This window comes from Acinetobacter lwoffii (assembly GCF_019343495.1).
Taxonomy (GTDB): domain Bacteria; phylum Pseudomonadota; class Gammaproteobacteria; order Pseudomonadales; family Moraxellaceae; genus Acinetobacter; species Acinetobacter lwoffii_P.
The window spans coordinates 1,461,004-1,485,536 of the sequence record NZ_CP072549.1 but is presented as its reverse complement, the minus strand read 5'-3'; the positions used below and the strand labels follow the sequence as shown (position 1 = coordinate 1,485,536).

At 38.8% G+C, this 24,533-nt stretch carries 24 protein-coding genes and 1 pseudogene; 20 read left to right on the top strand and 5 right to left on the bottom strand.

Annotated features, from left to right (window positions below):
- Positions 1-12 precede the first annotated feature (12 nt).
- The 7 genes from J7649_RS06985 (at position 13) to J7649_RS06955 (ending at position 10,319) form a co-directional block, all read left to right on the top strand.
- Positions 13-3,072: a type I restriction endonuclease subunit R gene (locus tag J7649_RS06985; protein WP_219309991.1), complete on the top strand. Its 3,060-nt coding sequence runs from the start codon at positions 13-15 to the stop codon at positions 3,070-3,072.
- Complete coding sequence (locus tag J7649_RS06980) at positions 3,066-4,703, top strand: HsdM family class I SAM-dependent methyltransferase (RefSeq protein WP_219309989.1); 1,638 nt, start codon at positions 3,066-3,068, stop codon at positions 4,701-4,703. Before J7649_RS06985 ends, J7649_RS06980 begins: the two co-directional genes overlap by 7 nt.
- Complete coding sequence (locus tag J7649_RS06975) at positions 4,693-5,973, top strand: restriction endonuclease subunit S (protein WP_219309987.1); 1,281 nt, start codon at positions 4,693-4,695, stop codon at positions 5,971-5,973. Before J7649_RS06980 ends, J7649_RS06975 begins: the two co-directional genes overlap by 11 nt.
- 97 nt (positions 5,974-6,070) lie before the next feature.
- On the top strand, positions 6,071-6,697 hold the full coding sequence (locus J7649_RS06970; protein ID WP_219309985.1) for a hypothetical protein: 627 nt from the start codon (positions 6,071-6,073) through the stop codon (positions 6,695-6,697).
- Positions 6,698-6,706: 9 nt separating this feature from the next.
- Complete coding sequence (locus J7649_RS06965) at positions 6,707-7,531, top strand: hypothetical protein (RefSeq protein WP_219309983.1); 825 nt, start codon at positions 6,707-6,709, stop codon at positions 7,529-7,531.
- Between the two features lie 187 nt (positions 7,532-7,718).
- Positions 7,719-8,459, top strand: a complete 741-nt coding sequence (locus J7649_RS06960; protein ID WP_219309981.1) for a hypothetical protein — start codon at positions 7,719-7,721, stop codon at positions 8,457-8,459.
- A gap of 57 nt (positions 8,460-8,516) precedes the next feature.
- Positions 8,517-10,319, top strand: coding sequence for a GmrSD restriction endonuclease domain-containing protein (locus J7649_RS06955; RefSeq protein ID WP_219309979.1), 1,803 nt, complete (start codon positions 8,517-8,519; stop codon positions 10,317-10,319).
- A 477-nt stretch (positions 10,320-10,796) separates the two neighbouring features.
- Here the strand turns inward: J7649_RS06955 and J7649_RS06950 are convergent, their stop codons facing one another.
- Positions 10,797-12,179 carry a sensor histidine kinase gene (locus J7649_RS06950; protein WP_219309977.1) on the bottom strand — a complete coding sequence of 461 codons (1,383 nt, stop codon included), beginning with the start codon at positions 12,177-12,179 and terminating at the stop codon, positions 10,797-10,799.
- Positions 12,172-12,846 carry a response regulator gene (locus J7649_RS06945; protein WP_005247066.1) on the bottom strand — a complete coding sequence of 225 codons (675 nt, stop codon included), beginning with the start codon at positions 12,844-12,846 and terminating at the stop codon, positions 12,172-12,174. The genes J7649_RS06950 and J7649_RS06945 overlap by 8 nt, the downstream gene beginning before the upstream one ends.
- Before the next feature lie 108 nt (positions 12,847-12,954).
- Between J7649_RS06945 and dsbD the strand changes: the two genes are divergently transcribed.
- From dsbD to J7649_RS16980, 4 genes are all read left to right on the top strand, one after another.
- Positions 12,955-14,892: a protein-disulfide reductase DsbD gene (gene dsbD, locus J7649_RS06940; RefSeq protein ID WP_045796119.1), complete on the top strand. Its 1,938-nt coding sequence runs from the start codon at positions 12,955-12,957 to the stop codon at positions 14,890-14,892.
- The gene (locus J7649_RS06935) at positions 14,889-15,737 is read left to right on the top strand and encodes a TlpA disulfide reductase family protein (RefSeq protein ID WP_045796118.1); all 849 of its coding nucleotides are present in this window, start codon (positions 14,889-14,891) and stop codon (positions 15,735-15,737) included. The genes dsbD and J7649_RS06935 overlap by 4 nt, the downstream gene beginning before the upstream one ends.
- Before the next feature lie 18 nt (positions 15,738-15,755).
- Positions 15,756-16,496 carry a thiol:disulfide interchange protein DsbG gene (gene dsbG, locus J7649_RS06930; RefSeq protein WP_045796117.1) on the top strand — a complete coding sequence of 247 codons (741 nt, stop codon included), beginning with the start codon at positions 15,756-15,758 and terminating at the stop codon, positions 16,494-16,496.
- A 64-nt stretch (positions 16,497-16,560) separates the two neighbouring features.
- Positions 16,561-16,662 (top strand): YidH family protein, encoded by a 102-nt coding sequence (locus J7649_RS16980; RefSeq protein WP_289844973.1) that lies wholly within the window; start codon positions 16,561-16,563, stop codon positions 16,660-16,662.
- Between the two features lie 155 nt (positions 16,663-16,817).
- Here J7649_RS16980 and J7649_RS06925 read toward each other — a convergent pair whose 3' ends face one another.
- A complete protein-coding gene (locus tag J7649_RS06925; RefSeq protein WP_005251415.1) occupies positions 16,818-17,126 on the bottom strand; it encodes an ArsR/SmtB family transcription factor in 309 nt (102 codons plus the stop codon).
- A gap of 120 nt (positions 17,127-17,246) precedes the next feature.
- Here J7649_RS06925 and J7649_RS06920 point away from each other — a divergent pair, with 120 nt between their 5' ends.
- The 9 genes and pseudogenes from J7649_RS06920 to J7649_RS06880 form a co-directional block, all read left to right on the top strand.
- Positions 17,247-17,663: a YeeE/YedE family protein gene (locus tag J7649_RS06920; RefSeq protein WP_005247059.1), complete on the top strand. Its 417-nt coding sequence runs from the start codon at positions 17,247-17,249 to the stop codon at positions 17,661-17,663.
- Between the two features lies 1 nt (position 17,664).
- On the top strand, positions 17,665-18,081 hold the full coding sequence (locus J7649_RS06915) for a DUF6691 family protein (protein WP_005404969.1): 417 nt from the start codon (positions 17,665-17,667) through the stop codon (positions 18,079-18,081).
- A gap of 2 nt (positions 18,082-18,083) precedes the next feature.
- On the top strand, positions 18,084-18,956 hold the full coding sequence (locus J7649_RS06910) for an MBL fold metallo-hydrolase (RefSeq protein ID WP_005247056.1): 873 nt from the start codon (positions 18,084-18,086) through the stop codon (positions 18,954-18,956).
- 68 nt (positions 18,957-19,024) lie between these two features.
- On the top strand, positions 19,025-19,807 hold the full coding sequence (locus tag J7649_RS06905; RefSeq protein ID WP_005247055.1) for a sulfite exporter TauE/SafE family protein: 783 nt from the start codon (positions 19,025-19,027) through the stop codon (positions 19,805-19,807).
- 120 nt (positions 19,808-19,927) lie between these two features.
- Entirely contained in the window at positions 19,928-20,956 is a 1,029-nt protein-coding gene (locus tag J7649_RS06900; protein WP_079255106.1) for an IS701 family transposase, read from the top strand.
- A gap of 53 nt (positions 20,957-21,009) precedes the next feature.
- Positions 21,010-21,405 carry a rhodanese-like domain-containing protein gene (locus J7649_RS06895; RefSeq protein WP_032051543.1) on the top strand — a complete coding sequence of 132 codons (396 nt, stop codon included), beginning with the start codon at positions 21,010-21,012 and terminating at the stop codon, positions 21,403-21,405.
- Positions 21,406-21,452: 47 nt separating this feature from the next.
- Positions 21,453-21,788: a carboxymuconolactone decarboxylase family protein gene (locus tag J7649_RS06890; RefSeq protein ID WP_005247053.1), complete on the top strand. Its 336-nt coding sequence runs from the start codon at positions 21,453-21,455 to the stop codon at positions 21,786-21,788.
- Between the two features lie 29 nt (positions 21,789-21,817).
- Complete coding sequence (locus tag J7649_RS06885; protein WP_005247052.1) at positions 21,818-22,438, top strand: class I SAM-dependent methyltransferase; 621 nt, start codon at positions 21,818-21,820, stop codon at positions 22,436-22,438.
- A 95-nt stretch (positions 22,439-22,533) separates the two neighbouring features.
- Positions 22,534-22,810: pseudogene (locus tag J7649_RS06880) on the top strand (IS3 family transposase); the annotation flags it as partial.
- A 99-nt stretch (positions 22,811-22,909) separates the two neighbouring features.
- Here J7649_RS06880 and J7649_RS06875 read toward each other — a convergent pair.
- Together J7649_RS06875 and J7649_RS06870 are read right to left on the bottom strand one after the other, a co-directional pair.
- Entirely contained in the window at positions 22,910-23,641 is a 732-nt protein-coding gene (locus J7649_RS06875) for a Fic family protein (RefSeq protein WP_005247051.1), read from the bottom strand.
- Between the two features lie 162 nt (positions 23,642-23,803).
- Positions 23,804-24,481 (bottom strand): cupin domain-containing protein, encoded by a 678-nt coding sequence (locus tag J7649_RS06870; RefSeq protein WP_219309974.1) that lies wholly within the window; start codon positions 24,479-24,481, stop codon positions 23,804-23,806.
- Positions 24,482-24,533 lie beyond the last annotated feature (52 nt).

Genomic DNA, 24,533 nt, shown 5'->3' with positions numbered 1-24,533 from the left:
TTTGAGGGTTCCATGAAGTTCAATGAAGATGCTCGCGTAAAAATTCCAACAATTCTTCATTTAACAAGGCTTGGTTATAAGTATCTTTCTTTAAAAGAACATAAATGGGATATGGAGTCTAATATTTTCCCTGAAATATTCTTGGAATCAGTAAGCCGAATTAATCCTTCATTTGAAAAAGATGATATTCAAAGAGAGTTACAAGATTTAAAGCTAACTTTAGATAATGATGATTTAGGGAAAGTATTCTTCAGCAAGTTGATCAATCGTGCTGGTATCAAACTTATTGATTTTGAAAATATCAATAACAATACGTTCAATGTTGTTACGGAGCTTACTTGTCAAAACGGAGATGATGAATTTCGTCCTGATATTACGATCCTAGTCAATGGTATGCCTTTAGTCTTCATTGAGGTGAAGAAACCAAATAATAAAGACGGTGTCTTAGCAGAAAGAGACCGAATAAATAAGCGTTTCCAAAACTCTAAATTTAAAAGATTTATCAACATTACTCAGTTCATGATCTTCTCAAACAATATGGAATACGATGATGAGGCTATTCAGCCAATCATGGGAGCTTTTTATGCCACTCCGTCGTATCACAAGCCAAGTTTTAATTATTTCCGAGAAGAAGAAATTTTTAATCTCACTCATTTATTGAGTCCTTTAGCTGAATCAGAAGAAATTCGTATTCTTAAAGACAATAATTTTGAGGTGATTAGAAATAGCCCTGAATTTATTACCAATAAAGATCCTAATAGACCTACCAACCGAATTTGTACTTCTTTGCTAAGCCGAGAGCGCTTAGCATTTATGTTACGTTATTCAATTGCTTATGTGGAAACAGAAAATGGTGTGCAAAAACACATCATGCGTTATCCACAATTGTTTGCAACTAAGGCAATTGAAAGAAAATTAGATGAAGGCATCCGTAAAGGAATTATTTGGCATACTCAAGGTAGTGGTAAAACAGCATTAACTTACTATAACGTCAAATTTCTGACAGATTATTATCAACGAAATAATGTAATTCCTAAGTTTTATTTCATTGTGGATCGACTTGATTTACTACAGCAAGCACAGGGTGAATTTGCTAGTCGTGGGCTAGTTGTACATACGATTAACTCTAGAGATGAATTTACTAAGGATATTAAGGCAACTAAGGTCATCCACAATAACAGTGGCAAACCAGAGATTACTGTAATCAATATCCAAAAGTTTGCAGATGATCCAACTATTGTGTCTACAAAGGATTACAGTGTTGATATTCAGCGTGTTTACTTCTTAGATGAGGTACATCGTAGCTACAATCCTAAAGGTAGCTTTCTTGCAAATTTAGATGTTTCTGATCGTAATGCAATTAAAATTGGTCTGACAGGGACTCCTCTATTAGGAACGGATTACAATTCAAGATCGTTGTTTGGAGATTACATTCATAAGTATTACTACAATGCTTCAATTGCTGATGGCTATACATTACGTTTGATTCGAGAAGATATCCAAACGAACTATAAAATTGCTTTACAAGAAGCATTGGCGCAAGCAGAGGTTAAGCAGGGAGATGTCGATAAAAAAATTATTTATGCGCATCCAATGTTTGTAGAACCAATGCTCGATTACATTGTTCAAGATTTTGAGAATAGTCGTGGTGCTTGTAATGATCCGACAATAGGTGGAATGGTCATCTGTGATAGCTCAGAACAAGCGAAACAGATGTTTGAAATTTTTAATGCAAAATATAAGAAAGACAATGATGCTACTAAGACAGATACGTCTTATACAGAGCATTTAAAGGAAAAAAACAAAGTTAAATCTGCTGCGCTCATTTTACATGATGTGGGTGATAAACAAGAGCGTAAAGATTGGATTGATGCTTTTAAAGCAGGAAAAATTGATTTTCTCTTTGTCTATAACATGTTGCTAACTGGTTTTGATGCACCTCGATTAAAGAAGCTTTATATTGGTCGTGTGATCCGAGAGCATAACTTGCTTCAGGCATTAACTCGTGTGAACCGTACTTACAAGGATTTTAGGTATGGTTACGTTGTTGACTTTGCAGATATTCGAAAAGAATTTGATGCAACAAACAAAGCCTATTTTGAGGAATTGCAGGCAGAGTTAGGTGATGAGATGGATAGTTACTCTCATCTCTTCAAGTCTAAAGAAGAAATTGATCAGGAAATTAATCAATTAAAAGATTTGTTATTCCGTTTTGATACGGACAACATGGAACATTTCTCAGAGCAAATCCAACAAATTGCTGACCGTAAAAAAGTATTGGAACTTAAGAAAAGCTTAGCTGATGCAAAAAGCTTATATAACCTCATGCGTTTACAGGGTGAATATGAGCAACTACGTTCTTTAGATTTTGAAAAAATCAATATCATGTTCCGAGAAACAAGTAACCATTTAGATATGCTGAATTTAAAAGAGAGTATTGAGAATGGCGAGGATACTACGAATCTACTCAATTTAGCGCTCGAGGATGTGATTTTCAAGTTTCATAAAATTGCTGAAGAGGAGCTTGTTTTAGCAGATCAGCTTAAAGATACATTGCGTAAAACGAGAGAGGCTCTAGCAAGTAATTTTGATCAGCAAGATGAAAAGTTTATCAGTTTAAAAGAGGAACTCGAACGGCTGTTCAAAAAGAAAAAATTGAGCGAAGTAACCCAACAAGAGATGGTTTCAAATATTGGTACATTGCAACAAATTCATGACCGTATAAAAGAATTAAACCGTGCAAATAAGCAGCTGAGTGACAAATACAAGGGCGATATTAAGTTCACACGTGTACATAAGAGACTGCATGAGCAAGGGGATATTTCAAAGTCTGAAAGGCAAATTTATGAAGCTCTAATTGGTTTAAAAAAGGATGCAGATGAGCGTGTTTTAGATAGTGAAAGTGTATTGGACAATGGAGCATACTTCGCTCGGGTGATGATGCCAAATATTATCAAACGCTTTAAAAATGAACAGAACATTGCATTAAATCCAACGACTACACGGTATATTAACCAGCTTGTGGTAAATGAGTACCTCAAAGAGTTCAATGGTGGTTCAGGGCAATGGTAGAAATTCAGTTTCAGCAAAAAGTTAGAGAGCTTATTGATGGTTTAAAAGCTATCTGTGCCAACTATGGACTTGGTAATGATGGTAATGAGTTTAAAATTATCACACAGGCTTTCTTGTATAAGTTTCTAAATGATAAATTTGCTTATGAAGCAAAAAAAGTTGATTCAAATTTAGCTCAAGCTAAAAGATGGGAAGATGTGCTCTCTAAAATGTCAGATGATGAGTTAGAGATGCTTGCATTACAGATGCAAGCAGATACTGCGATTCTTAAACCTCAACACTTTATTAGTTACCTATTTAGTCAACAAAATGAACCTGATTTTTCTAAACTCTTTGATGATACATTAAGAGATATTTCTATTCAGAATAATGAAATTTTTGCAGTCCAAACCGATGGCGGTGCAAAAATTAAGTTGTTTGATGAACTTAGTCAGTTTATTAGTGATCCTTCTAAGCGTGATGAGTTTTGCAAAGCGATCATTAATGAATTAGTAGAGTTTAGTTTTGAGCGTATCTTTGATCAGAAATTTGATTTTTATGCTTCTATCTTTGAATATTTGGTTAAAGACTATAACTCGAATAGTGGTGGTAAATATGCGGAGTATTATACACCACATGCTGTAGCGCGTATCATGGCAGAGATTCTTGTCCCTAAAGATCAGCAAGGTAAAGTAAAAAATGTAACCTGTTATGATCCGGCAGCGGGATCGGGTACATTGTTGATGAATGTGGCTCATGTTATTGGTGAAACTCGTTGTGCCATCTATACGCAGGACATTTCACAAAAGTCATCAAATTTATTGCGACTAAATCTAATTTTGAACAATTTGGTACACTCTATTCCAAATGTAGTGCAAGGCAATACCATGCTTCATCCTTATCATAAGGATGGTAATGAACTTAAAAAGTTTGACTATATTGTTTCAAACCCCCCTTTTAAATTGGATTTTAGTGATTTTAGAGATGATCTCGATACTAAAGCAAATAAAGAACGTTTTTTTGCTGGCATTCCTAAAATTAAAGCTCGTTCCAAAGATAAAATGGAAATTTTCCAATTATTTTTGCAACATATAATTTATTCGCTAAAACCTAATGGAAGGGCTGCCATCGTTTTACCAACAGGTTTTATCACATCACAGACTGGTATTGATGTGTCGATCAGAGAATATATTGTTAAAAATAAAATTTTGGCAGGTGTAATCTCTATGCCGTCAAATATCTTTGCTACTACTGGTACGAATGTTTCTATTTTATTTTTAGATGGTAATAGTAAAGATAATGTTATTTTAATTGATGCTTCTGATCTTGGAGAAAAAATTAAAGATGGAAAAAATCAAAAAACTATTCTGAATGGTGAAGAAGAAAAACTAATTATTGATACGTTTAATAATAAATCCTTTCAGGAAGGTTTTTCTATTTGTTTGAACTATGAGCAAATCCAGCAAAAAAATTATAGTTTTAGTGCAGGACAATACTTTGAAGTGAAATTCGATAATACTGATATAGGTGTAGAAGAATTTACTAATAAAATTAATGAAATGCAAAATAATTTATCGATTCTGTTTAGTGAATCCTCCAATTTACAGAGTGCAATAAGTCAACAGTTGAATGGCCTAAAATATGAATCGTAACTATTCTACTTTAACAAGTTTATTAAGTAAGATTGTTGATAATCGAGGTAAATCTGTACCTTTAGCAGATACAGGATTCCCTTTAATTGCTACAAACTGTATAAAGCACAGTAGTATTTATCCGACCTTTGAAAATATTCGTTATATTAATGAGGAGACTAAAGCAAATTTTTTCAGAGCTCATCCTGAACCAAATGATATAATATTTGTGAATAAGGGTACTCCTGGGCGAGTATGCTTAGTCCCTGATCCAGTAAACTTTTGTTTCGCTCAAGACATGATGAGTTTTAGATGCGATCCAACTAAAATTGATTATCAGTATTTATTTGCTGTTTTGCGTTCAGAGTATATCCAGAAAACAGTTGAAAATTATCATGTGGGGCTTGTTATTCCACATTTTAAAAAAAGTGATTTGGTGAATCTAAAAATTCCAAGATTAAAGAGTCGGAAAGAAGAATTATTAATAGGAGAGTTTTTTTTAAATGTTTTAAAAAAAATTGATACTAATGTAAAAATTATCAGCCAGCTAAGTGAATTTCTTGTCTGTATTTATAATTTTTGGTTTAAACAATTTAATTTTCCTAATGAAAATAATAAGCCATACAAAGCTTTAGGGGGCAAATTAGTATTTAATCAAACATTAAATACTATGATTCCTAATAAATGGGAGGTTAAAAAAATCGGAGATATAACAAAAACTTGCTTAGGTGGAACTCCTAATACTAAGACTGATGAATATTGGAGTGATGGCGAAATACCATGGCTCAGCTCTGCAGAAGTTTCAAATTTTCCTATAACAAGTTCTTTGCAAAAGATTAGCAAGCTAGGATTAGAAAACTCTGCTGCTCAGCTATTACCAAAAGGAACTGTAGTTGTATCAATTGTCAGATATATAAGACCTTCTATTTTGGCATTTGATGCTGCAACTAATCAATCAGTAGTAGGTATTAAAGAGAACGAAGATTTAAAATCTTCATTTTTGTACCCTTATTTTCTGTCAGAAGTTCCTAGATTAATGAGCTTGAGAACAGGAGCACAACAGCCACATATTAATAAAGGGACAATTGATAATAGTTTAATAGTGGTTCCTCCAAATATTTTATTAACTAAATACTATCAAATTGTCGATCCTATGGTTGAACAAATTAATAATCTGGCTTTTCAAAATAATTTATTGCAAGAGTCTCTGGATTTTATAATGCCCATGCTACTTAATGAGCAAATCTCATTTAAAGAGGCAGAAGCTCATATAGTAAAAGCTTTAAGTTAAATAATGAGTATTTATACGTCAAATTATGTCGCAGCATACTTTTATTTTGATTAAAAAATAGCCATAATCAATCTCAGTTTTTGGATGGGGGCATGGCATGAAACATATACTTCATATAGTTTTAACTGCTATTTCCATCGCATTAGCAGGATTAATTTTCCTTATTTCTCATGAGGAAAATGTCTGGTTGAAATGGGATTGGGTTAAGCACCTGATCTTATTTCTAACGAGTTTTGAAAAAATTACGCTTACTGAGGAACTTGTAATCCAGTCAATAACGTATATTGTTTATACAGTGTATCTTATTGTTTTACTTGGTATTTCAATTTTTTCTATAAAATTTAGTTTTAAGTACCTAGATCAGGATGTTATTGAGAGAGCAAAAGTAAAAGAATTTGAGCAGGCAAATGATTTTTATCTTCCAATTTATTTAGGTTATGCATTTGTTGCTATCAGCTTACCAACGTTAAAGTCATTTCTTCTTTTCTTTGTACTGATGTTAATAGTACTAGCTAGAACTCGATTTTTTTACTTTAATCCAATTTTTTTGGTATTAGGGTATAAATTTTATTTTATAAAACATATAGATGATTCAAAAGTTTTGGTAATTTCTAAGAAAGAAATAAAAACTATTGATGAGCTCTTTGAAGATAGTAATGGTGATATACAAAGTTATATTGCTCTTACAAAAGTGAATGACTATACATTTTTAATTCTAGATTAAGGGGTGGTAATGAATTTTTTGTATTCACGAAATAATGCAAAGTTTCATGTCGTTTTGTCGGGTCATAATTGTCCTGATTTTTATGCGGGCTTACTACCGACAACTTTAAATACTATTTCTTATACACCAACAGCTATAGCCCAAAACGGGGATTGGTTTAAAGTAGATCTGAGCTCATTGGCTGATGTAACAAATCCTATTCTAGAATTAGAGAAAAAAGTGAGTACTTCATTGCCTACGATCAATGGCACTCAGTATAAAGATATTAAGTATTTAATTTTTAAGCGTCAGAGTGATGATTTTTACTATATCCAAAAAGTATTACCTAGCGCAAAAATTTATAGAAAGACCTTAAGTTTTTCAAATCAGCCTGAGGTGTTGGATAATCCTATTGTTGTTTTGACCGATTCTCCAGATGCGATTTTTGATAAAAATACGGGGCATTTGTATTTTAAAAGCTTAAGTGCCATGAATAGTATTTTTAAAGGATTGAATACGCTTTATAGAGCGGCGACAACCGCGGAAGTAACACAATTTTTTCAATTGGGTGGTCTATTAGCTGTTGATCCTTCGTACACTGTAGATAAAGTAGGCATTCCAAATCGTAAGAATATCGCAAAAGCCTTAGATACTTATAACTCTTATGATCCACTGGTAAAGCAAAATTTACATACATATATTCAAACACTAGGACTAACGACTGATGCAAATGGCAAATATATTATTAAAGATGAAGAGTCTTTAAAGAATTTTGTTTATGCCATTCAAGAGCGTTTCTACACAACACAGGCCTCAACGGAAAAGCGTTTAGCACAAGCTTATGTTCCAGTTTAATTTTTGCTAATGCTTAAAATCAAGGATTAATGAGGAAATCATTATTATTGAAATATTTTTTGATTAATTTAATAAAATTTATTTAAATGAAAATGGTTGATTAGCATTACTTTTTTATTAAGTGATTACTATTGTAGATATAATTATGAGTTTAAAAAATAGCATCATAAAGCCTTGGGACTATTGTGTGAAAGAAGTTCAGAGTCTTATTAAAGATGCTGAAGAGCACCAAATTGTCTGTAAAGTTATGATCGAATATCTCACTAAATTTAAAAATTCAGAATGGACAGCATTAGATATATTGTCTAATCCTGAGGAGATTGATTTTACTTCTAATACCTTAGAAAAGATCAGCCTAGATGAAAATTCAGCTTACCAAAGGCTCAAAGAAAAACTATGGAATGATTTTGCAGATATTGTTTTTTGGAAATCTAGATTTCGTTCTTTTTTTATTTCATCTATTGAAACTACATTATTAATGACTTTGTTCGATTGGAAATTTAATTTAGATAACTGTCTAAAAGCCTATGAAATATTTGAAAAGAATGCTTTAAATTTATTTGCAGAACAAATACAAACTATTTTTAATTACCTGAAAAAATATTCATTAAATGCTGAGGGAGTATTAGATTTTAAAGGGGAGTTTCATATACCTATTGTAGAAAAAAAATCCGTCGAATCCTCCATAGTTATTATCATGCATGAACTAGCTGGTTTCTCATGTATTTTTGATCTATATGAAGACTTTCAAGATGGTCCTACGCATATGGGTTACTTTGCACATGGTCTGGTTTCATCAACAAATAATAAATGGGAAAGTTTTTTTGCACACTGTGATTCTGTACATACAGCTGTAGATAATGATCAAACAATTCTTAAAATAAAATTTTCTAAAGAAATGATCAGGGCAATGAATCAATTCTTATAGTAAATTGAAATTTTTATCTTTTTTATAATATGTGTTTGATATCATTGAGGGGTATTCGTGGCTAAGTATTCAGTACATCAGCATCCAATTGATACATTACTCTCTTGGATAAAATCAGGGGAAATCGCAATTCCTGAAATCCAGCGACCTTTCGTTTGGTCGAGTAGTAAAGTGCGGGATCTAATGGATTCGCTATATAAAGGTTATCCTGTCGGCTATATAATCACATGGCGTAACCCGGATATTCGTCTTAAAGATGGAACCTTATCCGCAGGAAAAAAGGTACTTATTGATGGACAGCAACGTATTACTGCATTGACTGCTGCTGTTGTTGGGCAGTTAGTGTTAGATAAGGACTATAAAGAAACTAATATTAGAATAGCATATAACCCAACTGCTAAAGATGATGAGCCCTTATTTGAAGTATGTAACACAGCTATCGAGCGTAATCCAATCTGGGTCAATAATATCGCCCCAATTTTAAATGGCGATATTTCAATATCTCAGGCTAGGCGTGCATATATGGCATTGAATCCAGATGCAAATGAAGATTTCATTGAAGATAAGCTTGAGCAGTTAAAAGCAATCAAAAATCGTCAAATTGGTATTATTGAATTAGATTCATCTCTGGATATCGACACGGTTACTGAAATTTTTATACGAATCAATCAAAAGGGTGTAGTACTCAGTAATGCAGACTTTGTCATGTCAAAGATTGCATCAGATGAGCAATTTGGTGGAAATCGATTACGTAAAATGATTGATTACTTTTGCCATCTTTTGAAAGATGGTAGTTTTAATAAAATCATTAAACAAAATGATAAAAATTTTGCAGCTACGGAGGACTATAAAAAAATTAGTTGGATAGCTGATATCAAAGATGATTTGTATCAACCTAACTATATAGATGTTTTACGTGTAGCATACACGTGCCAATTTAATCGTGGAAAATTTAGTGATCTTGTGGCGTTACTTTCTGGCCGCGATTTTGAAAATAGACGTAATATACAAAGTATTGCTGAAGAAAGTTATCACAAGTTACGTCAAGGTTTAGAAGACTTCTTCAACCAGACAAATTACCAACGTTTTCTAACGATCATCCAATCAGCGGGATTTATTGACAAAAAACTTATTAGCTCAAAGACTAGCTTGAATTTTGCTTATGCGCTTTATTTGCAGCTTAGAGCATCAAAAATGCCTGAGCCACAAATTCAAAATCTTGTAAAACGCTGGTATGTGGTTTCATTACTGACAGGGCGTTATTCTGGATCTTCAGAATCAGCGATTGAGCGTGATAGTAAACAAATCTTAGAAAAAGGTATTGAAGGATACTTAGCTCAAATCGAGCAAGCAGATTTAGATGATGGGTTCTGGAATTACCGTTTGGTAAATGAGCTGGATTCTTCAAGTACTGTTAATAATGCATACTTGTGTTATCTAGCAGCACAATGCAAATCAAATGAGCAATCCTTCCTGTCTGGTAGTTTAACTGTACGAAGCTTAATAGAGCAAAGAGGGGATGTACATCACGTTTTTCCAAAAGACTATTTAGCTAAAAATGGGTTTAAGAAAAGTGAATATAATCAAGTAGCTAATTATGTTTATACAGAGCAAGCAATCAATATTAAACTAGGAAACGCTTCTCCAAAAGTGTATATGGAAAAAATCCAAAATGAAATTAAATTGGATAAGAATGAAATAACTTCTCTGAAAAGTATTGACGGTTTAGACCTGAATTTACAGACTCATTGCATACCAAGTAATTTAAACCAGTTAGATGCTGATCAATATACTGAATTTTTGAATGAGCGTCGTAAGCTCATGGCACAAAAAATTAAGGAATTCTATAAAGGTCTATAATTCTTATAGATGGTTACAGGCTGTGCTTCATGCACAGCCTATTCTCTTTCTGAGGTTGATGGGTAAATATGGGTAATAGATAGTGGGTAATATTGTTTTAACTTCATGTTTAAATTAAATTTTCACTATGAGTTGTTTTGTCACCATCTCCATCTTTTCAAGAAAATTAATTAAACCGCTTCATTTTTAGATTCTGGGGTATAGCGTTGTCCACTCATAATGTTCTCTCCTATGCAAAAAGAATCTACGATATTTGTCTAGGAGAGTGGTGGCTATTCAGCTCTAAATAGAGGGGGGGTGTCTTCTTTAAGATAACGAAATTCTAGCATGATATAAGAACAAACTTGCAAATCGATAAATTATAACCCCCTGTAATTTTAACAAAATATTTTTTGAGATTTAATCCACTAAATCTAATTTGGAGAAAAAATGAGTACAAGATTTTTCAATATTAAAAAGGTTTTTAAAAACAAAGGGTTATTTTTTAAATTCTCGTGACGCTTTTGAAGTATCTTCCTGAATGCTAACGATCAGTCCTACAGGATCACGCTGCTGAAATCCAAGATGGTATTGATAATTGCCTAGCAAGCTTTTAACTAATGCCAGTCCTAAACCATGGCCATGCTGCTGAGCCGATTTTCGCCAGAAGCGCTGTCCTAAATGTTGGATATCCTGTGCTGTAAGTTGTTGTCCATCATCTTCAATCACCAGGCAACCAGACTGCATGGAAATCCAGATATGGGCAGCCTGTGCATGCAGCAGTGCATTTTCAAGCAGATTTTTCAGTACGGTATACAGCACAAATTCAGGTAGCTGAATTTCACCCAGGCTCCAGTTCACCTGTATTTTTTCATTCATTTCTGGATAGCGTGTACTTAAGTTTGCAAGGACCTTCTCAAGTGTGGGGCGAAGCCAGATAGTCTCAGTCATTTCCTGGATACTGTTTTCCGATTGGGTCAGTAATAAAAGCTGCTCGAGTAACAGCGTATAACGCCGGATACTCTCATTGGCCTGCTGCAAATTGTGCTGAATGGATTCAGGCAGATTCTGCTGTTGACTAATCAGCTGGGCCAGTTGTACATGAGTTTTAATTGCGGTCAGGGGACTGCGTAATTCATGTGCAGCATAGGCACTAAAGGCTTTCTCCTGTTGCAGACTGTCATTAATTTTCTGAATCAACTGCGTGGAATTGTTGACAAAAGGCTGTACTTCCTGGGGAATGCTTGCAGGCTTGAGCTGCATTAAAAAATCTGCCGCCTCTGAATAGTTAAGGTTTTTCTGGTTCAGGTATTGACTGAGCTGATCCAAAGACCGGAACTGTCTGCGGATAATAAAGATGATCAAGGCAATACAGATCAGCAGTGAGAAGACTAAGGGAACCAGTACGGCCTGCAGAATCTGCTGTAGTAGGGTATCCCTCAAGAACATGCGTTCTGCCGCCACCACCTGAATATCGCCACGACGCAGGACATAACTGCGCCATTCCGTATCACCCTGCTGCCAGGTGCTGAATCCTTCTGGTCGTTGGCTTAAATTTTTTGGGGCACCGCGTGTTTTGGCAATGATCTGATTGCCTACCGAGACGTCAGAGCTAAAAAGAGAGACTTCACAGGCAATTAACTGGTTTACCTCATCATTCTTGGCTAATTTTGATAAGGTTGCATCCCCCAGACTATCCAGCGGTAACTGCTGAATCAGCCGGGCAACCATTTGCGCAGATGCCGATAAGCGTTGATCCAGCGTGTCTTGTAAGCGTTGTTTCAGGTCAATATACAGCCATGAAAATACCGCACTCCACAACACAATAAACACGGCCAAAAGACTCATGACCAAACGCCATTTCAAGCTGTGACTAAACATGACGTTGCTCAAACGGTTTGAAAATATATCCCACACCACGAATGGTCTGAATCAAGTCTGGATGCAGTTTTTGTCTTAGGTGATAAATGTGTACATTCAGGGCATTGCTCTCGATAGAGTCCTGGAAGCCATAGAGCTTGTCAATAAGCTGTTCATTTTTCAGGATCTGGTTGGGGTGGCTCATCAGGGTTTCCAGCAGGCTGAATTCACGGCGAGATAAATTCACAGCCTGGTCTTGATAGGTCACAGTCTGGGTATCCCGGTTCAGAACCAGTTCATCAAATTGCAGTGTATTCGAGGCAAAGCCACGGTGGCGACGGGTGAGAGCATGAATCCGAGCAATCAGTTCCTCCAATTCAAAAGGTTTGGTCAGGTAGTCGTCGGCACCGGCATTCAGGGCCTGAACACACTGATCGGTCCGCAGCCGTGCCGTCAATACCAGTACCGGGAGATCAATCTGGTCGCGTCGCCAGCTGTGCAGCAAATCCAGGCCATCCTGATCCGGCAGGCCTAAATCCAGTAAACATAAATCGACTGCACTATGCCGGATAAAATAATCCGCAGCACGTGCGTGACTGACATGCTCCACTGAAATATTCAGATAGTTCAGAGCAGCACAAATGCTCTGTGCGATATAGGGATCATCCTCAACCAATACAATAAACATAGAACATCCTGATCAAACTACCATTATTTTATAAATGATTTGGGCTGTTAATGTTGCCTTAATTTTAGTTTTTCAATAATGCAGTCCTAACAGGAGGAGATCAGCTGGATGTTGAAGTGGATATTGGGTGCCGTGATCGGCGGTGGAATCATGACGGGAGCTGCACATGCAGATTTTTTACCACCGGATCAGGCTTTTCAGTTTCAGGTGGTTTCTACAAGCCAGACTCAGGCAGAGCTTAGCTGGAAAATCGCAGAGGGTTATTATCTGTATCATGACCAGCTTAAAGTGTCTCATCAGCAGACCCCAGTCAAGTTGGCATTGCCCAAACCCGAAGACAAAGATGACCCCAATTTCGGTTTGACCCAGGTGCATTATGGGCAAGTCAAAACCAATCTGAATGTCCAGCCCAACCAGCAGTTTGTGGTGCAGTGGCAGGGCTGTGCAGAAAGCGGTTTATGTTATCCGGTGCAACGCACCACAGTAACAACTGATGCAGATGGTTTATTTTCAGCGCAAAACTTGAGCAAGCCTCAAAAGCTGCTGGCCAGCACTACACAGCCAGAAGTAAACGAACAGATTCTGACCGCTCAGAAAGATGAGCTCCAAGCTATAGAGCAAACTCCAAGTACAGATCAAGCACTGACCGAAGAAAAGGTAGAGGAAATGCAAGTTACTGCAGTTTCCGAACCTGTCGTTCAGCCTGAGATGGAATTAACAGAGAAAAACGACTCACTCATTGCAGAGCCTAAAAATCAAACTTCGTCAGCAGGCATGAATAGCCAGTGGAACAATGACCAGTATTTTTTAAGTTTGCTGTCGGAACAAGGTCTGTTGATTAATGCCCTGATTTTTCTCGGGCTTGGCATTCTGCTGGCATTTTTACCATGTTCTTTACCTTTAATTCCAATTTTAACAGGAATTCTGGTCCAGCAGCACCGAGGCTACCGTGCTGCGCTGATTGCGCTGGTCTTTGTTTTGGGTATGGCACTGGTCTATGCGGTCATGGGACTTGCTGTGGCACAGCTCGGTTACAGTTTTCAGCGCTGGTTTCAAAGTCCGGTATTCATCAGTATTTTCAGCATTCTGTTTATTTTGTTCGCACTTAATCTGTTTGGAGCATTTCAGCTGTCCTTACCCCAAGGCATGTTACAGCGTCTGGATCAATGGCAGCAAAAGCAGAAGGGTGGCACGCTGATTGGTGCTGGTCTCATGGGCGTGATCGCCGCACTGATTGTCGGGCCATGTATGAGTGCACCGTTGGCCGGTGCCTTAATCTATGTGTCTCAGCTTAATCAACCGATGCTGGGCGCCAGTTATCTGTTTGTCTTAGGCCTTGGGCTGGGCTTGCCGCTATTTATTGCTGCCGTATTTGGGTCCCATCTTTTACCCAAACCTGGCATATGGATGGATCGCCTGAAGTTTAGTTTTGGCTTTGTCATGCTGGCGCTGGCCTTGTATTTCGCCCGTCCACTATTGCCCGGCATTTTATACCTGAGCCTTTTGGGTGTGGTACTGATCACCTGTTCAGGCTACTTCTTGTTCAAGATGCTGCCTCATGTGCATCGGTCTGTAGCGAAAATAGGCCTGATGCTGCTCAGTGGTTTACTGGTCTATGCAGGAGGCATGCAGCTCTATCATGTCTGGAGTCAGGTACAGGTGGCCCATGTAGAATCACGGCTTGAATGGCAGAGAGTCAGTACAGCCGCAGAATTGCAACAGGTTTTAGCCAAACATCCTGCACAGCCGGTTGTAATTGATGTCTATGCAGACTGGTGTGTGGCCTGTCAACCGATCGAAAAGGAAGTGATTCCACGTAGTGATGTCCAGACAGCTTTACAAAATGTGGTTCGTATCAAATTAGACCTGACCCACTATCATCCAAGTCAGGATGAGCTGCTAAAAGAATGGCAAATCCTCGGACCACCCACCTTCATATTTCTAAATGCAGCGCATCAGGAACAGCGCGAGTTGCGTTTAACCGGAAGCTTTAGCGCGACACATTTGCTCGGTAAATTGCAGCAACTGCAAGGGGAACAACCATGATGATTTCCAGTGATGCATTGCATCTGGGACCTTTGATGTTGCCCTGGACACTCATAATTGTTGCTACTGGCTTGATGCTGTTATCTGCCGTCCTGTTTGGATTAGCCAGAAAGTATTCATGGTCTAAACAGCAGCTTGGACAAAGTCAGGATGTACTCTGGAGCAGTTTTTTGCTGGGGATGCTGGGTGCACGTCTTGTTTTCGTCCTGCTCAATGCCGAGCTGTATTTTGCAGCACCCATCGACATACTGAAAATCCAGGATAAGGGTTTTCATTTATGGGGAGGGGTGCTGATTGGTGCTTTGTGGTATCTCATTCGCAACAGACAGTTGCAGATCCGATTCAAAGCCATCTTGTTGATCATCTTTATACTTTGGATCGGGCTTGGGCTCGCATTTAAATCCAGTCTAAAAACTGAAGTGGCGTTTCCTGATCTAGTCTTTGCTGGATTAGAACAGGAGCGTCTGGGTACAGACAAGATTTCACTCAGCCAATTCATTGGCCAGCCCACGGTAATTAATATGTGGGCGAGCTGGTGTCCGCCGTGTCACCGCGAAATGCCGGTGTTGGCAAAGGCTGCCAAGCAGCATCCTCAAGTGAATTTTGTCATGCTCAATCAGGGTGAGGAGGTAGCGACCGTAAATGCCTATTTAAGAAAACATCAGTTTCAATTTAAACATGTCCTGCTGGACCCATATGGTGAACTACCCCAGCAGCTGAATAGTTTTGGCCTGCCAACGACGCTGTTTTTTAATGCTCAAGGCCAGCTGGTCGAGCGGCATATGGGGGAACTCAGTCCGGCCATGTTGCAGCAATATTTAAATAGAATTTCAGATCAACCTTAAAAAACGGAAGGACTCAGTATGAACAAAATTTACCAGGTGCTTGGTGCAGGCATGTTCCTGATCATGAGCATGCACACGCAGGCAAATATAAAACAGAACATTGAAAAACAGGGCTTTGTGTTTGTAAAACAGATTCCGGCACCGCAAGGAATGACCGGCTGGGTAGGGCATGAAGACCAGTATTCCAATACGGTATTTATCTCCAACGATGACAAATATTATATCAAGGGCGAACTGTTTGATGCGCAAGGGAAAAGCCTGTCCAATGAGCAGATTGAAAAGCATATGAAAAAAGCGGTATTGGACGATGTCTGGAAAACCCTGGAAAAATCGACCTGGATCCAGGATGGAAAGCCAGATGCACCACGGGTGGTCTATGTGTTTTCCGATCCGAATTGCCCATATTGCTATAAATTCTGGCAAGCAGCTCGGCCTTGGGTCGAATCAGGCAAGGTACAACTGCGTCATATTCAGGTCGGTGTGATCCGTGAAGAAAGCCGTGGCCAGGTGGCCACATTGTTAATGTCGAAAAATCCAGCAGCAGTTTTTAATGATATAAACAAGAATAAAGGCAAAAAGCAGCTCAAGAAAATGGAAAAGATTCCTGCCGAAATTGCTGCAAAAATTGATGCCAACCAGGCCCTAATGGGGAAATACGGCTTTTTCTCCACACCGTCGATGGCCTGGAAAAACAATCAGGGTGAATTTAAATCGACTCAAGGCCTGGCGATGGACTTCAAGGAAATTTTTGAACAATAAGATTGGATGAGATATGTCAACTTTGGATCATCCACGGGTACTGTTTGCTTTGGAATGAACCGCTCTGGCATGGAACCGGAGTGGTCTGGCATTAATTGCATTGGGTTTTGTGATTGAAAAATCCAACCTGTTAGTACAACTGGTCGATCATGAACATTATGCATAAAAAATAGCCTATGCACAGTGGATGGGAATTATGGTGATTGTATTCGGTTTGTTGGTCAATATCGCCTCGATCCTGCAATATCGACGGGGGATGGCATCACTGCGATCGCCGGAATTTATTGAAGGTTATTCTTTTTGGTTGCATTAAGAGGAGGGCTAGGCGCAATACAGCTCGTACAGTTTTTGCATCAGGCTCAAGACCTTGGGATCACTCAGACGATAGAAAATCTGTTTACCCTCACGTCGGGTGCTGACCATGTCGGCCTTACGTAGCACAGTCAGTTGTTGTGAAAGTGTAGGTTGATGAATGTCAGTGGATTCTTCAATTTCCTGAACATTCATTTCCCCGTCGACCAGAACACATAAGATTTTCAGACGATCAGGATTGGCTAAAACTTTTAGGCATTGGCTGACGAAATCGACTTGAGAAAAATCAATTTTGGCATTTTCAGCAATCATATCCATAAATGTCCTCACAACTTTTGATGTAGCCCGTGCAGTTTACATAATTTACCATAAAACTGCTTGATTAATATTTTTTATTATATAATATAAAAAAGTATATTGTATAGGGATTAATTCATCATGCATGACTTCCTCATCGCATTTATTGGCGGCTTAATGCTCGGGCTTTCTGTAGTTGGCTATCTTTACGTCAATGGCCGTATTGCAGGGATCAGTGGTTTGATTGGGCAAGTCTTAAACTCAAAAACCATGTTTAAAACACCTGCAATCTGGTTTTTATTAGGCTTAGTCCTCACACCGTTTATTTATGGTCTGTTTGTACAACCTGAAATCGAATTGAATGCTAGCCCACTGATGATGATTGTGGCAGGTCTGCTGGTGGGCTTTGGGACACGTCTGGGTTCGGGCTGTACCAGTGGTCACGGAATTTGTGGCATCAGTCGCCTGTCTAAGCGTTCTATCATCGCGACCATGACTTTCATGTTTGCAGGTTTTGTCGCTGTTTATATTATCCGTCATATCACAGGAGCATTCTAAAATGAAAAATGTGTTTGCCTTTTTATTTGGTGCGCTGTTCTCTGTGGGATTGATGGTATCGGGCATGTCCAATCCGGAAAAAGTACTCGATTTCCTGGATCTGTTTGGCGACTGGGATGCCAGTCTGGCCTTTGTCATGATGGGCGCGATTGCGGTGGCCTTTATTCCCTTCCAGAAAGCATTACGTACGGCGCAACCAAAAACAGTATTTAATGAACCTATTGATTTACCTAAAAATAATCAGATAGATAAAAAACTGATCACGGGTGCGGTTTTATTTGGTGCAGGTTGGGGCATTGCAGGCATCTGTCCGGCACCAAGTTTCACCTTGATCGGTTTGGGCCACTATCAAGTGCTCTATTTTATTGTAGCAATGCTGGTGGGTGTATGGATTCACCGTAAATGGTCAGGAGCTTAACGATGTCAAACTTACCTATAGTAAAAGATTTTTTTCACGAAGATACCAATACCTTCAGTTATGTTGTACGTGATCCTGCGACCAAAGCCTGCGCCATTATTGATAGCGTTTTGGATTATGATCCGGCATCAGCAAGTACATCCACTATTCATGCCGATAAAATTATTGCCTATATTAAAGAGCAGGGTTTAACGGTCGAGTGGATTCTCGAAACCCATGTCCATGCTGACCATTTAACTGCAGCACAATATCTCAAAGCTGAGTTAGGTGGCAAGATCGCCATGAGCCAGAAAATTGGTATTGTTCAGGAAACTTTTGGCGCGATTTATCATCTGGATATTAAACAATGGAATGCTCAGCAGCTCTTTGATTATTTATTTAAAGATCATGAGTCGTTCCAAATCGGAACCTTGAAGGCTTATAACATTCCAACACCGGGACATACGCCTGCTTGTCTGAGTTATGTGATTGGTGATGCGGTTTTTGTGGGTGATACCCTGTTTATGCCAGATTATGGTACAGCACGTTGTGACTTCCCGCGAGGCAGCGCAGAACAGCTTTATGATTCGGTACAAAGCCTGTTTCAGTTGCCAGAAGATACGCGGGTCTTTTTATGTCATGACTATTTGCCTGAAACACGTGAATCCTATGTGTGTGAATCTGATATACAGACACAAAAGACACAGAATATTCATATTCATCAGGGAATCAGTAAAGCTGAATTTGCTCAGATGCGCAACCAGCGGGATTCAGGACTCAATATGCCTAAGCTGATTCTACCGGCAATTCAGATCAATATGAAAGCAGGGCAGTTTCCTGAGCCTGAAGCCAATGGTGTTTCTTACCTCAAGCTTCCTCTTAACTACTTCAAATAAGCTTGTGTCGTGATTCAACAAAAAGTTCAACTTTTATTGAATCATTTTTGTGGATAAGGGAGAGAGCGATGTGGGCATTAATACTGGAAGGATTGGCGATTGGTGGCTTGCTGGGTCTAACCGGTGCTGGTGGCGGAATTCTGGCTGTACCGGCACTGATGGCGAGTCAGGGTTGGACTGTGGCACAGGCTGCACCGGTAGGTTTGTTGGCAGTCACGCTGTCGGCCTTGGTCGGAACGTTCGAGGGTTTATTCAAGCGTATTGTGCGTTATCGCGCTGCGCTCTGGATCGCACTGATCAGTATTCCTACAGCGCGTTATGGCGTGCATCTGGCCGATATCGTTTCTCCGGTCTGGCTGACGCTGGCTTTCAGTCTGGTCATGCTGATCGTGGCTTATCGAATCTTCTTTAATAAAGTGACCGATCATGGCAATGCACCGTGCAAGGTCAATCAATCGACCGGTCGTCTGATCTGGAATGTCAAAACGGCCTCTTTCCTGGCAGGTATTGGTGTTGTGGCAGGTTTATTAACCGGTCTGCTTGGCGTGGGTGGGGGTTTTGTCATTGTTCCAGCCCTGCGTAAATTCACCGACCTTGATATGCGCAGTATCGTTGCGACTTCCCTGATGATTATTTTCCTGATTGGTGGGGTCAGTATTTCTGCACACGTGCTGGATGGCTTTCAATATCCTGTTTCGGTTACGCTGACCTTTGTCCTGGCCTGTATTGTCGGGATGTTAATTGGACGCAGTCTGATGCAGCGGATTGACAGTAACAAGGTACAGAAAATATTTGCCACTACCGTGGTTGGGGTGGCGATGTATTTAATCTATTCAGCGCTCATGGGCTAAAACAGCCGGTTGGGAACTTTAACTCAAGCGCTTTTAATCGACCTGAGCATCGTTTATACAAAATTAGGACTTACGCATTGACGGATTCAAAAAAGTATTAAAATACTTTATAAAGTATCTGTGATCAGACGAATTAAACATGCTTCTACAGCAACTTGTACATTACCCATTTATATGGGCTTTCTCATGACAGAACCGAACTCTATTAGCTGCACACAACTTGCCGAGACTTATAATATCTCGCATGATAGTGTAAATCGCTTTCTAGAGCGTGAAGACTACACACCTCACGACCTATATCAAGAATCAATTCAACATATTGATAATAATAAACTTATAGTCAGCATTGATGATACTGTTTTAGATAAACCATATAGTCAACATATGGACTTGGTTAGCTATTTTTGGTCAGGCAAACACCATCGATCCGTCAAGGGTATTAATCTCATTACCTTGTATGCGACAGATCAAAATGGTCAAAATATTCCAATTAATTTCCGAATTTATGACAAATCTGAAAGTAAAACCAAGAATGATTACTTTATGGATATGTTAAGTGAAGTACTCAGTTGGGGTGCAAAGATTCAATTTATTACAGGTGATAGTTGGTATTCATCGACTGGAAATCTAAAAACCATAAGAAAATATGGTATTCGATTTATGTTTGGTATCGACTGTAACCGTAAGGTTTCCCCAGAAAAAGGACAATGGTTTCAACTGCGTTTATTGCCAGATTTCCATCAGGGTCAAGTGGTCTGGCTCAAAGATTTTGGCTTTGTACAATTATTTAAGACTCAGTTAAAAGAACAGCAGAGGTTTTATATTGTGCATCAAGATGAAGATGATTTATTGTCCTTTGAGGGTTTTCATGAATTGCATTCAAGTCATTGGAAAATAGAGCAATATCACCGGGTGATTAAACAGGTTTGTCATATTGAAAAGTTTCAAGTAAGACGATCTAAACTGATTTTGAATCATATTTTTTCAGCCTTGATGGCCTACGTTGAGATACAAAAGAACCAGTTTGAGCGGATCTTTGAAAATGTATATCGTTGGCAGAAGAAATTATTTAGACCAGTTATCAAAAACTTCATTGATGACTTTATTCTCGATAAAAATCATCTGCTACCACAGAGAATCTATAAATAATAGTGCGTAAGTCCTAAAAATATAATTTTAATAGCCGAGGAAGAATGAAAATGATGAAAACTGCAGAGCAATTGATTCTGAATGCGAAAAGCCAGATTCAGGAAGTAAGTGTAGCTGAACTGTTTGAAGCGATGCAAAACCATAAAACCATTCTGATTGATGTTCGGGAACCGGATGAGTTTCAGGCGGCAGCCATAGACCGGGCGGTGAATTATCCGCGTGGTGTTTTGGAAATGAGAATTCACCAGCATCCTTTAGCCAGTCATCATTGCGATACCCAGCAGGCACTGGAACACCTTAAAGATCAGCCGATCTATTTGATCTGTGGTACGGGTGGACGTTCCGCATTGGCAACCGATACCTTACAAAACATGGGTTTTACCCAGGTCAAGTCAGTTCAGGGTGGTTATCAGGCCTGGCTAGAGCAGGGCTATCCGGTAGAAAAATAAGCCGTTGAATAGGTGAACAACCGTATTGTTGAATGTGAGAAGCAGTGATGAAATACAAAGAATTAACCCAGAACATTTCAGGCAGTTTAAGAACCTTAACTCAAGATTCACCTGATTTAATGAAAAGTTTCAATCAGTTGTCCCAGACCGCAATGCGTGATGGTGTGATTGATCCTAAAACCAAGGAGCTGATTGCCTTGGCGATTGGTGTCGCATCACGTTGTGATGGTTGTATCGGCTTTCATGTCAGAACCCTGGTCAAAATGGGCATGACCCTGCAGGAGCTGGAGGAAGTTCTGGGCGTTGCGGTATATATGGGCGGTGGACCTTCATTGATGTATGCCGCAAATGCACTGGATGCCTTTAAAGAATTTTCCGGCTGATTGGATAGTCAAGTAAATGGAGGGATGAAATGAGTCAGCACTGGAATGAATTGTATGCCCAGACGCAGGACCTGTACGGCACAGCAGCAAACCTGTTTATCCAGGAGGTTACGGAAAAAATCCGGATAGAAGGTAAAACACTGGCAATTGCTGAAGGAGAAGGAAGGAATATCCTGTACCTGGCTGAGCAGGCAAGACAGCATAATTATTCTTTTTCGGCAGAAGTCTGGGATTATTCCGATGTTGCCTTGAAGCATCTGTCTAGCAAGGCCGAAGCCACAGGGATAAAGCTCGAACTCAAAAATGTGGATTTAACAGCAGCGAAATGGCCGTCCGAGCGTTATCAAAACGTGATTTGTGTATTTGGTCATTTCGATACACAAACGCAAAAACAGATTTTAGCAGGCATAAGAGAATCTTTGCTAAACGGTGGATGGTTTATCGGTGAGCTGTATTCCAAGGAGCAGATCAACTACCAAACCGGGGGGCCTAAAAATATCGAATATTTATACGATCCTCGATCCATTCTGGACGTATTTGGGCAGGACCATCTCCATCATTTTTATGTGGGCGAACAAGAAAGGCATGAGGGAAAATTACATTGTGGTAAATGCCATGTTATTCAATTTGCGATACAAGTGAGGAAGTAGAGAATAAGTGAATTGTTAAATGTGAGAGGGCGTTCAAAAATTCTGTGTCAGCCAAATTGGCTAGAGTTTAATTATTATATCATCGAGCCTACCTTCAAGGCCCACAATACAGCAGTGGAGACTGGCAAAGATTCTGTCAGAAGCATAATTTGGTTCTGAGTATGAGTCGCAGAGGCAACTGTTGGGATAATGCTGTTGCTGAATCCTTTTATAGTAGTTTAAAGAAGGAAAGAATTAAAAAGAGGATTTATAAAACATGAGAAATGGCCCGTGCGGATGTGTTTGATTATATCGAGATATTTTACCATCGGTAGGCGTCATTCGCATCTCGATGGAATGAGTCCAGAAGCATTTGAGATAGCTTCAAAATGAAGCTACTTCATGTCTAGGATACTGGGAACAGTCCAAGCTATAGGATTACCCACAGTTTATTGTTCTAATTGATAATATCGTACAAGCTGATCTTTTATTTTAAATCCCTAAAACCACCTGATACGGTTTAAAACCCTCTAATACAGCCTCGGAAACTAATTGAATAAAAGCTTCAGTTTTCCCATAAGCCATCCACTGATCAAGCGCTTCATAGTAAGCTAAGCGATTTTCTACAGTAATCACACAAGGTGGATAACCAGCTTTAAGTAATTCTAGGTTCATTAAAAGACGTGATGTGCGACCATTGCCATCAATGAATGGATGAATGCCAACAAAATCAGCATGTACTTTGGCTGCACGTTCAATTGGATGGAGTTTATGTGCGTCGCTGTTATACCAATCGATCAGTTGAGCCATCTTGTCATTTAATAATGTGTAATCAGGCGGGGTAGACGTAGCACCGGATATCAGGACATTTTGCTGACGATAACGTCCAGCATTATCATCATCAATATTCTTTAAGATAAGCTGATGGATATTACGAATTTGCCATTCAGAAAAAGGCTCCTCTTTCCGAATGATATCTTCAACATAGTAAATTGCATTTCTATGGTTGATCGCTTCGAAGTGTTCTCTTAATGCCTTTCCACCAACAGTAATACCTTCCAGTACTACTTTTGTTTCTAGTAGGGTAAGTGTATTACCTTCAATTGCATTCGAATGATAGGTCCAACGGACAATAAGATCTTCTTGTAAGTTTTTGACAATTGACGGAGAGAGAGGGCGATGTTGATCTAATTTTTTCTTTAAATTATCAATAGTTTCAAACATAACCTTATCCTTCAATTTGTCTTAGTCGATAATACATGAAAAAAGGAATATCAGAAATGTAGTGATATATCATTACATTTTGTACTGATTATAAAAGTGGTAACTGGACGGCTTCCAGTATTCTAGACACAAGACAGCCTTATTTTGAAGATACATTATTGTTCATTTCACCCATACATCTATGGCATGTTGTAGATGACCAGTTTTGACATAAAGCATTGCGCCTGATGGACCAGCCTGAAATTTAGCAGCACTATTGAGGGGAAGACGGACCCACGAACCTGCTGGATATATTTCAGTGCCGCAAAATAATTGACCTTTAATAATGAACAATTCAATCCCTTGTTCTGATTTCTCTACGAAAATTTGATCAGGTTCTAGCTTTTCTAAATAGGTCTGCTCATGTTCAGATTGAAATAGCGGGCATATCATCCGACGTTGGGTAAGCTTCCAATTCGCTAAGTCATTGGTGTTAATCCGGGTTGGTTCTCTCTCATGTTCAGTCATTTGCATCAGTTTCACAAAGATTAAACAACCTGCTTTACTGGAAACCCGATGAGTTGAATGATGGGGGTTACGTAAATACCAGCCTGCCGGATAATCATCTTCAGCATTCTCGGTAAAAATGCCTGACAATATGAGGACTTCTTCACCCAAAGGATGTTGATGTTCAGGAAAGGCAGATTCTGGTGCGTATTTCACAAGACTAGTTGCACGTGCTTTCTCATCGCCAATACGATCAAGCATCATTCTATCGACTTCACCTCCTGGAGATTTTACCCAATGGTAATCCTCTGGCTTGATGATGACGGGTTGTGAGAAGTCGGCATGAATAAACATAATGTTGTCCTGTAATGAAGAAACCTACGTATTTTAACGAGAATGCACAGGT

Excerpts from the sequence above, each read along its gene's own strand:
- J7649_RS06985 (WP_219309991.1), top strand. The coding sequence starts at position 13 with ATGAAGTTCAATGAAGATGCTCGCGTAAAAATTCCAACAATTCTTCAT.
- J7649_RS06980 (WP_219309989.1), top strand. The coding sequence starts at position 3,066 with ATGGTAGAAATTCAGTTTCAGCAAAAAGTTAGAGAGCTTATTGATGGT.
- J7649_RS06975 (WP_219309987.1), top strand. The coding sequence starts at position 4,693 with ATGAATCGTAACTATTCTACTTTAACAAGTTTATTAAGTAAGATTGTT.
- J7649_RS06970 (WP_219309985.1), top strand. The coding sequence starts at position 6,071 with ATGAAACATATACTTCATATAGTTTTAACTGCTATTTCCATCGCATTA.
- J7649_RS06965 (WP_219309983.1), top strand. The coding sequence starts at position 6,707 with ATGAATTTTTTGTATTCACGAAATAATGCAAAGTTTCATGTCGTTTTG.
- J7649_RS06950 (WP_219309977.1), bottom strand. The coding sequence starts at position 12,179 with ATGTTTAGTCACAGCTTGAAATGGCGTTTGGTCATGAGTCTTTTGGCC.
- J7649_RS06945 (WP_005247066.1), bottom strand. The coding sequence starts at position 12,846 with ATGTTTATTGTATTGGTTGAGGATGATCCCTATATCGCACAGAGCATT.
- dsbD (WP_045796119.1), top strand. The coding sequence starts at position 12,955 with ATGTTGAAGTGGATATTGGGTGCCGTGATCGGCGGTGGAATCATGACG.
- J7649_RS06935 (WP_045796118.1), top strand. The coding sequence starts at position 14,889 with ATGATGATTTCCAGTGATGCATTGCATCTGGGACCTTTGATGTTGCCC.
- dsbG (WP_045796117.1), top strand. The coding sequence starts at position 15,756 with ATGAACAAAATTTACCAGGTGCTTGGTGCAGGCATGTTCCTGATCATG.
- J7649_RS06925 (WP_005251415.1), bottom strand. The coding sequence starts at position 17,126 with ATGGATATGATTGCTGAAAATGCCAAAATTGATTTTTCTCAAGTCGAT.
- J7649_RS06920 (WP_005247059.1), top strand. The coding sequence starts at position 17,247 with ATGCATGACTTCCTCATCGCATTTATTGGCGGCTTAATGCTCGGGCTT.
- J7649_RS06915 (WP_005404969.1), top strand. The coding sequence starts at position 17,665 with ATGAAAAATGTGTTTGCCTTTTTATTTGGTGCGCTGTTCTCTGTGGGA.
- J7649_RS06910 (WP_005247056.1), top strand. The coding sequence starts at position 18,084 with ATGTCAAACTTACCTATAGTAAAAGATTTTTTTCACGAAGATACCAAT.
- J7649_RS06905 (WP_005247055.1), top strand. The coding sequence starts at position 19,025 with ATGTGGGCATTAATACTGGAAGGATTGGCGATTGGTGGCTTGCTGGGT.
- J7649_RS06895 (WP_032051543.1), top strand. The coding sequence starts at position 21,010 with ATGAAAACTGCAGAGCAATTGATTCTGAATGCGAAAAGCCAGATTCAG.
- J7649_RS06890 (WP_005247053.1), top strand. The coding sequence starts at position 21,453 with ATGAAATACAAAGAATTAACCCAGAACATTTCAGGCAGTTTAAGAACC.
- J7649_RS06885 (WP_005247052.1), top strand. The coding sequence starts at position 21,818 with ATGAGTCAGCACTGGAATGAATTGTATGCCCAGACGCAGGACCTGTAC.
- J7649_RS06875 (WP_005247051.1), bottom strand. The coding sequence starts at position 23,641 with ATGTTTGAAACTATTGATAATTTAAAGAAAAAATTAGATCAACATCGC.
- J7649_RS06870 (WP_219309974.1), bottom strand. The coding sequence starts at position 24,481 with ATGTTTATTCATGCCGACTTCTCACAACCCGTCATCATCAAGCCAGAG.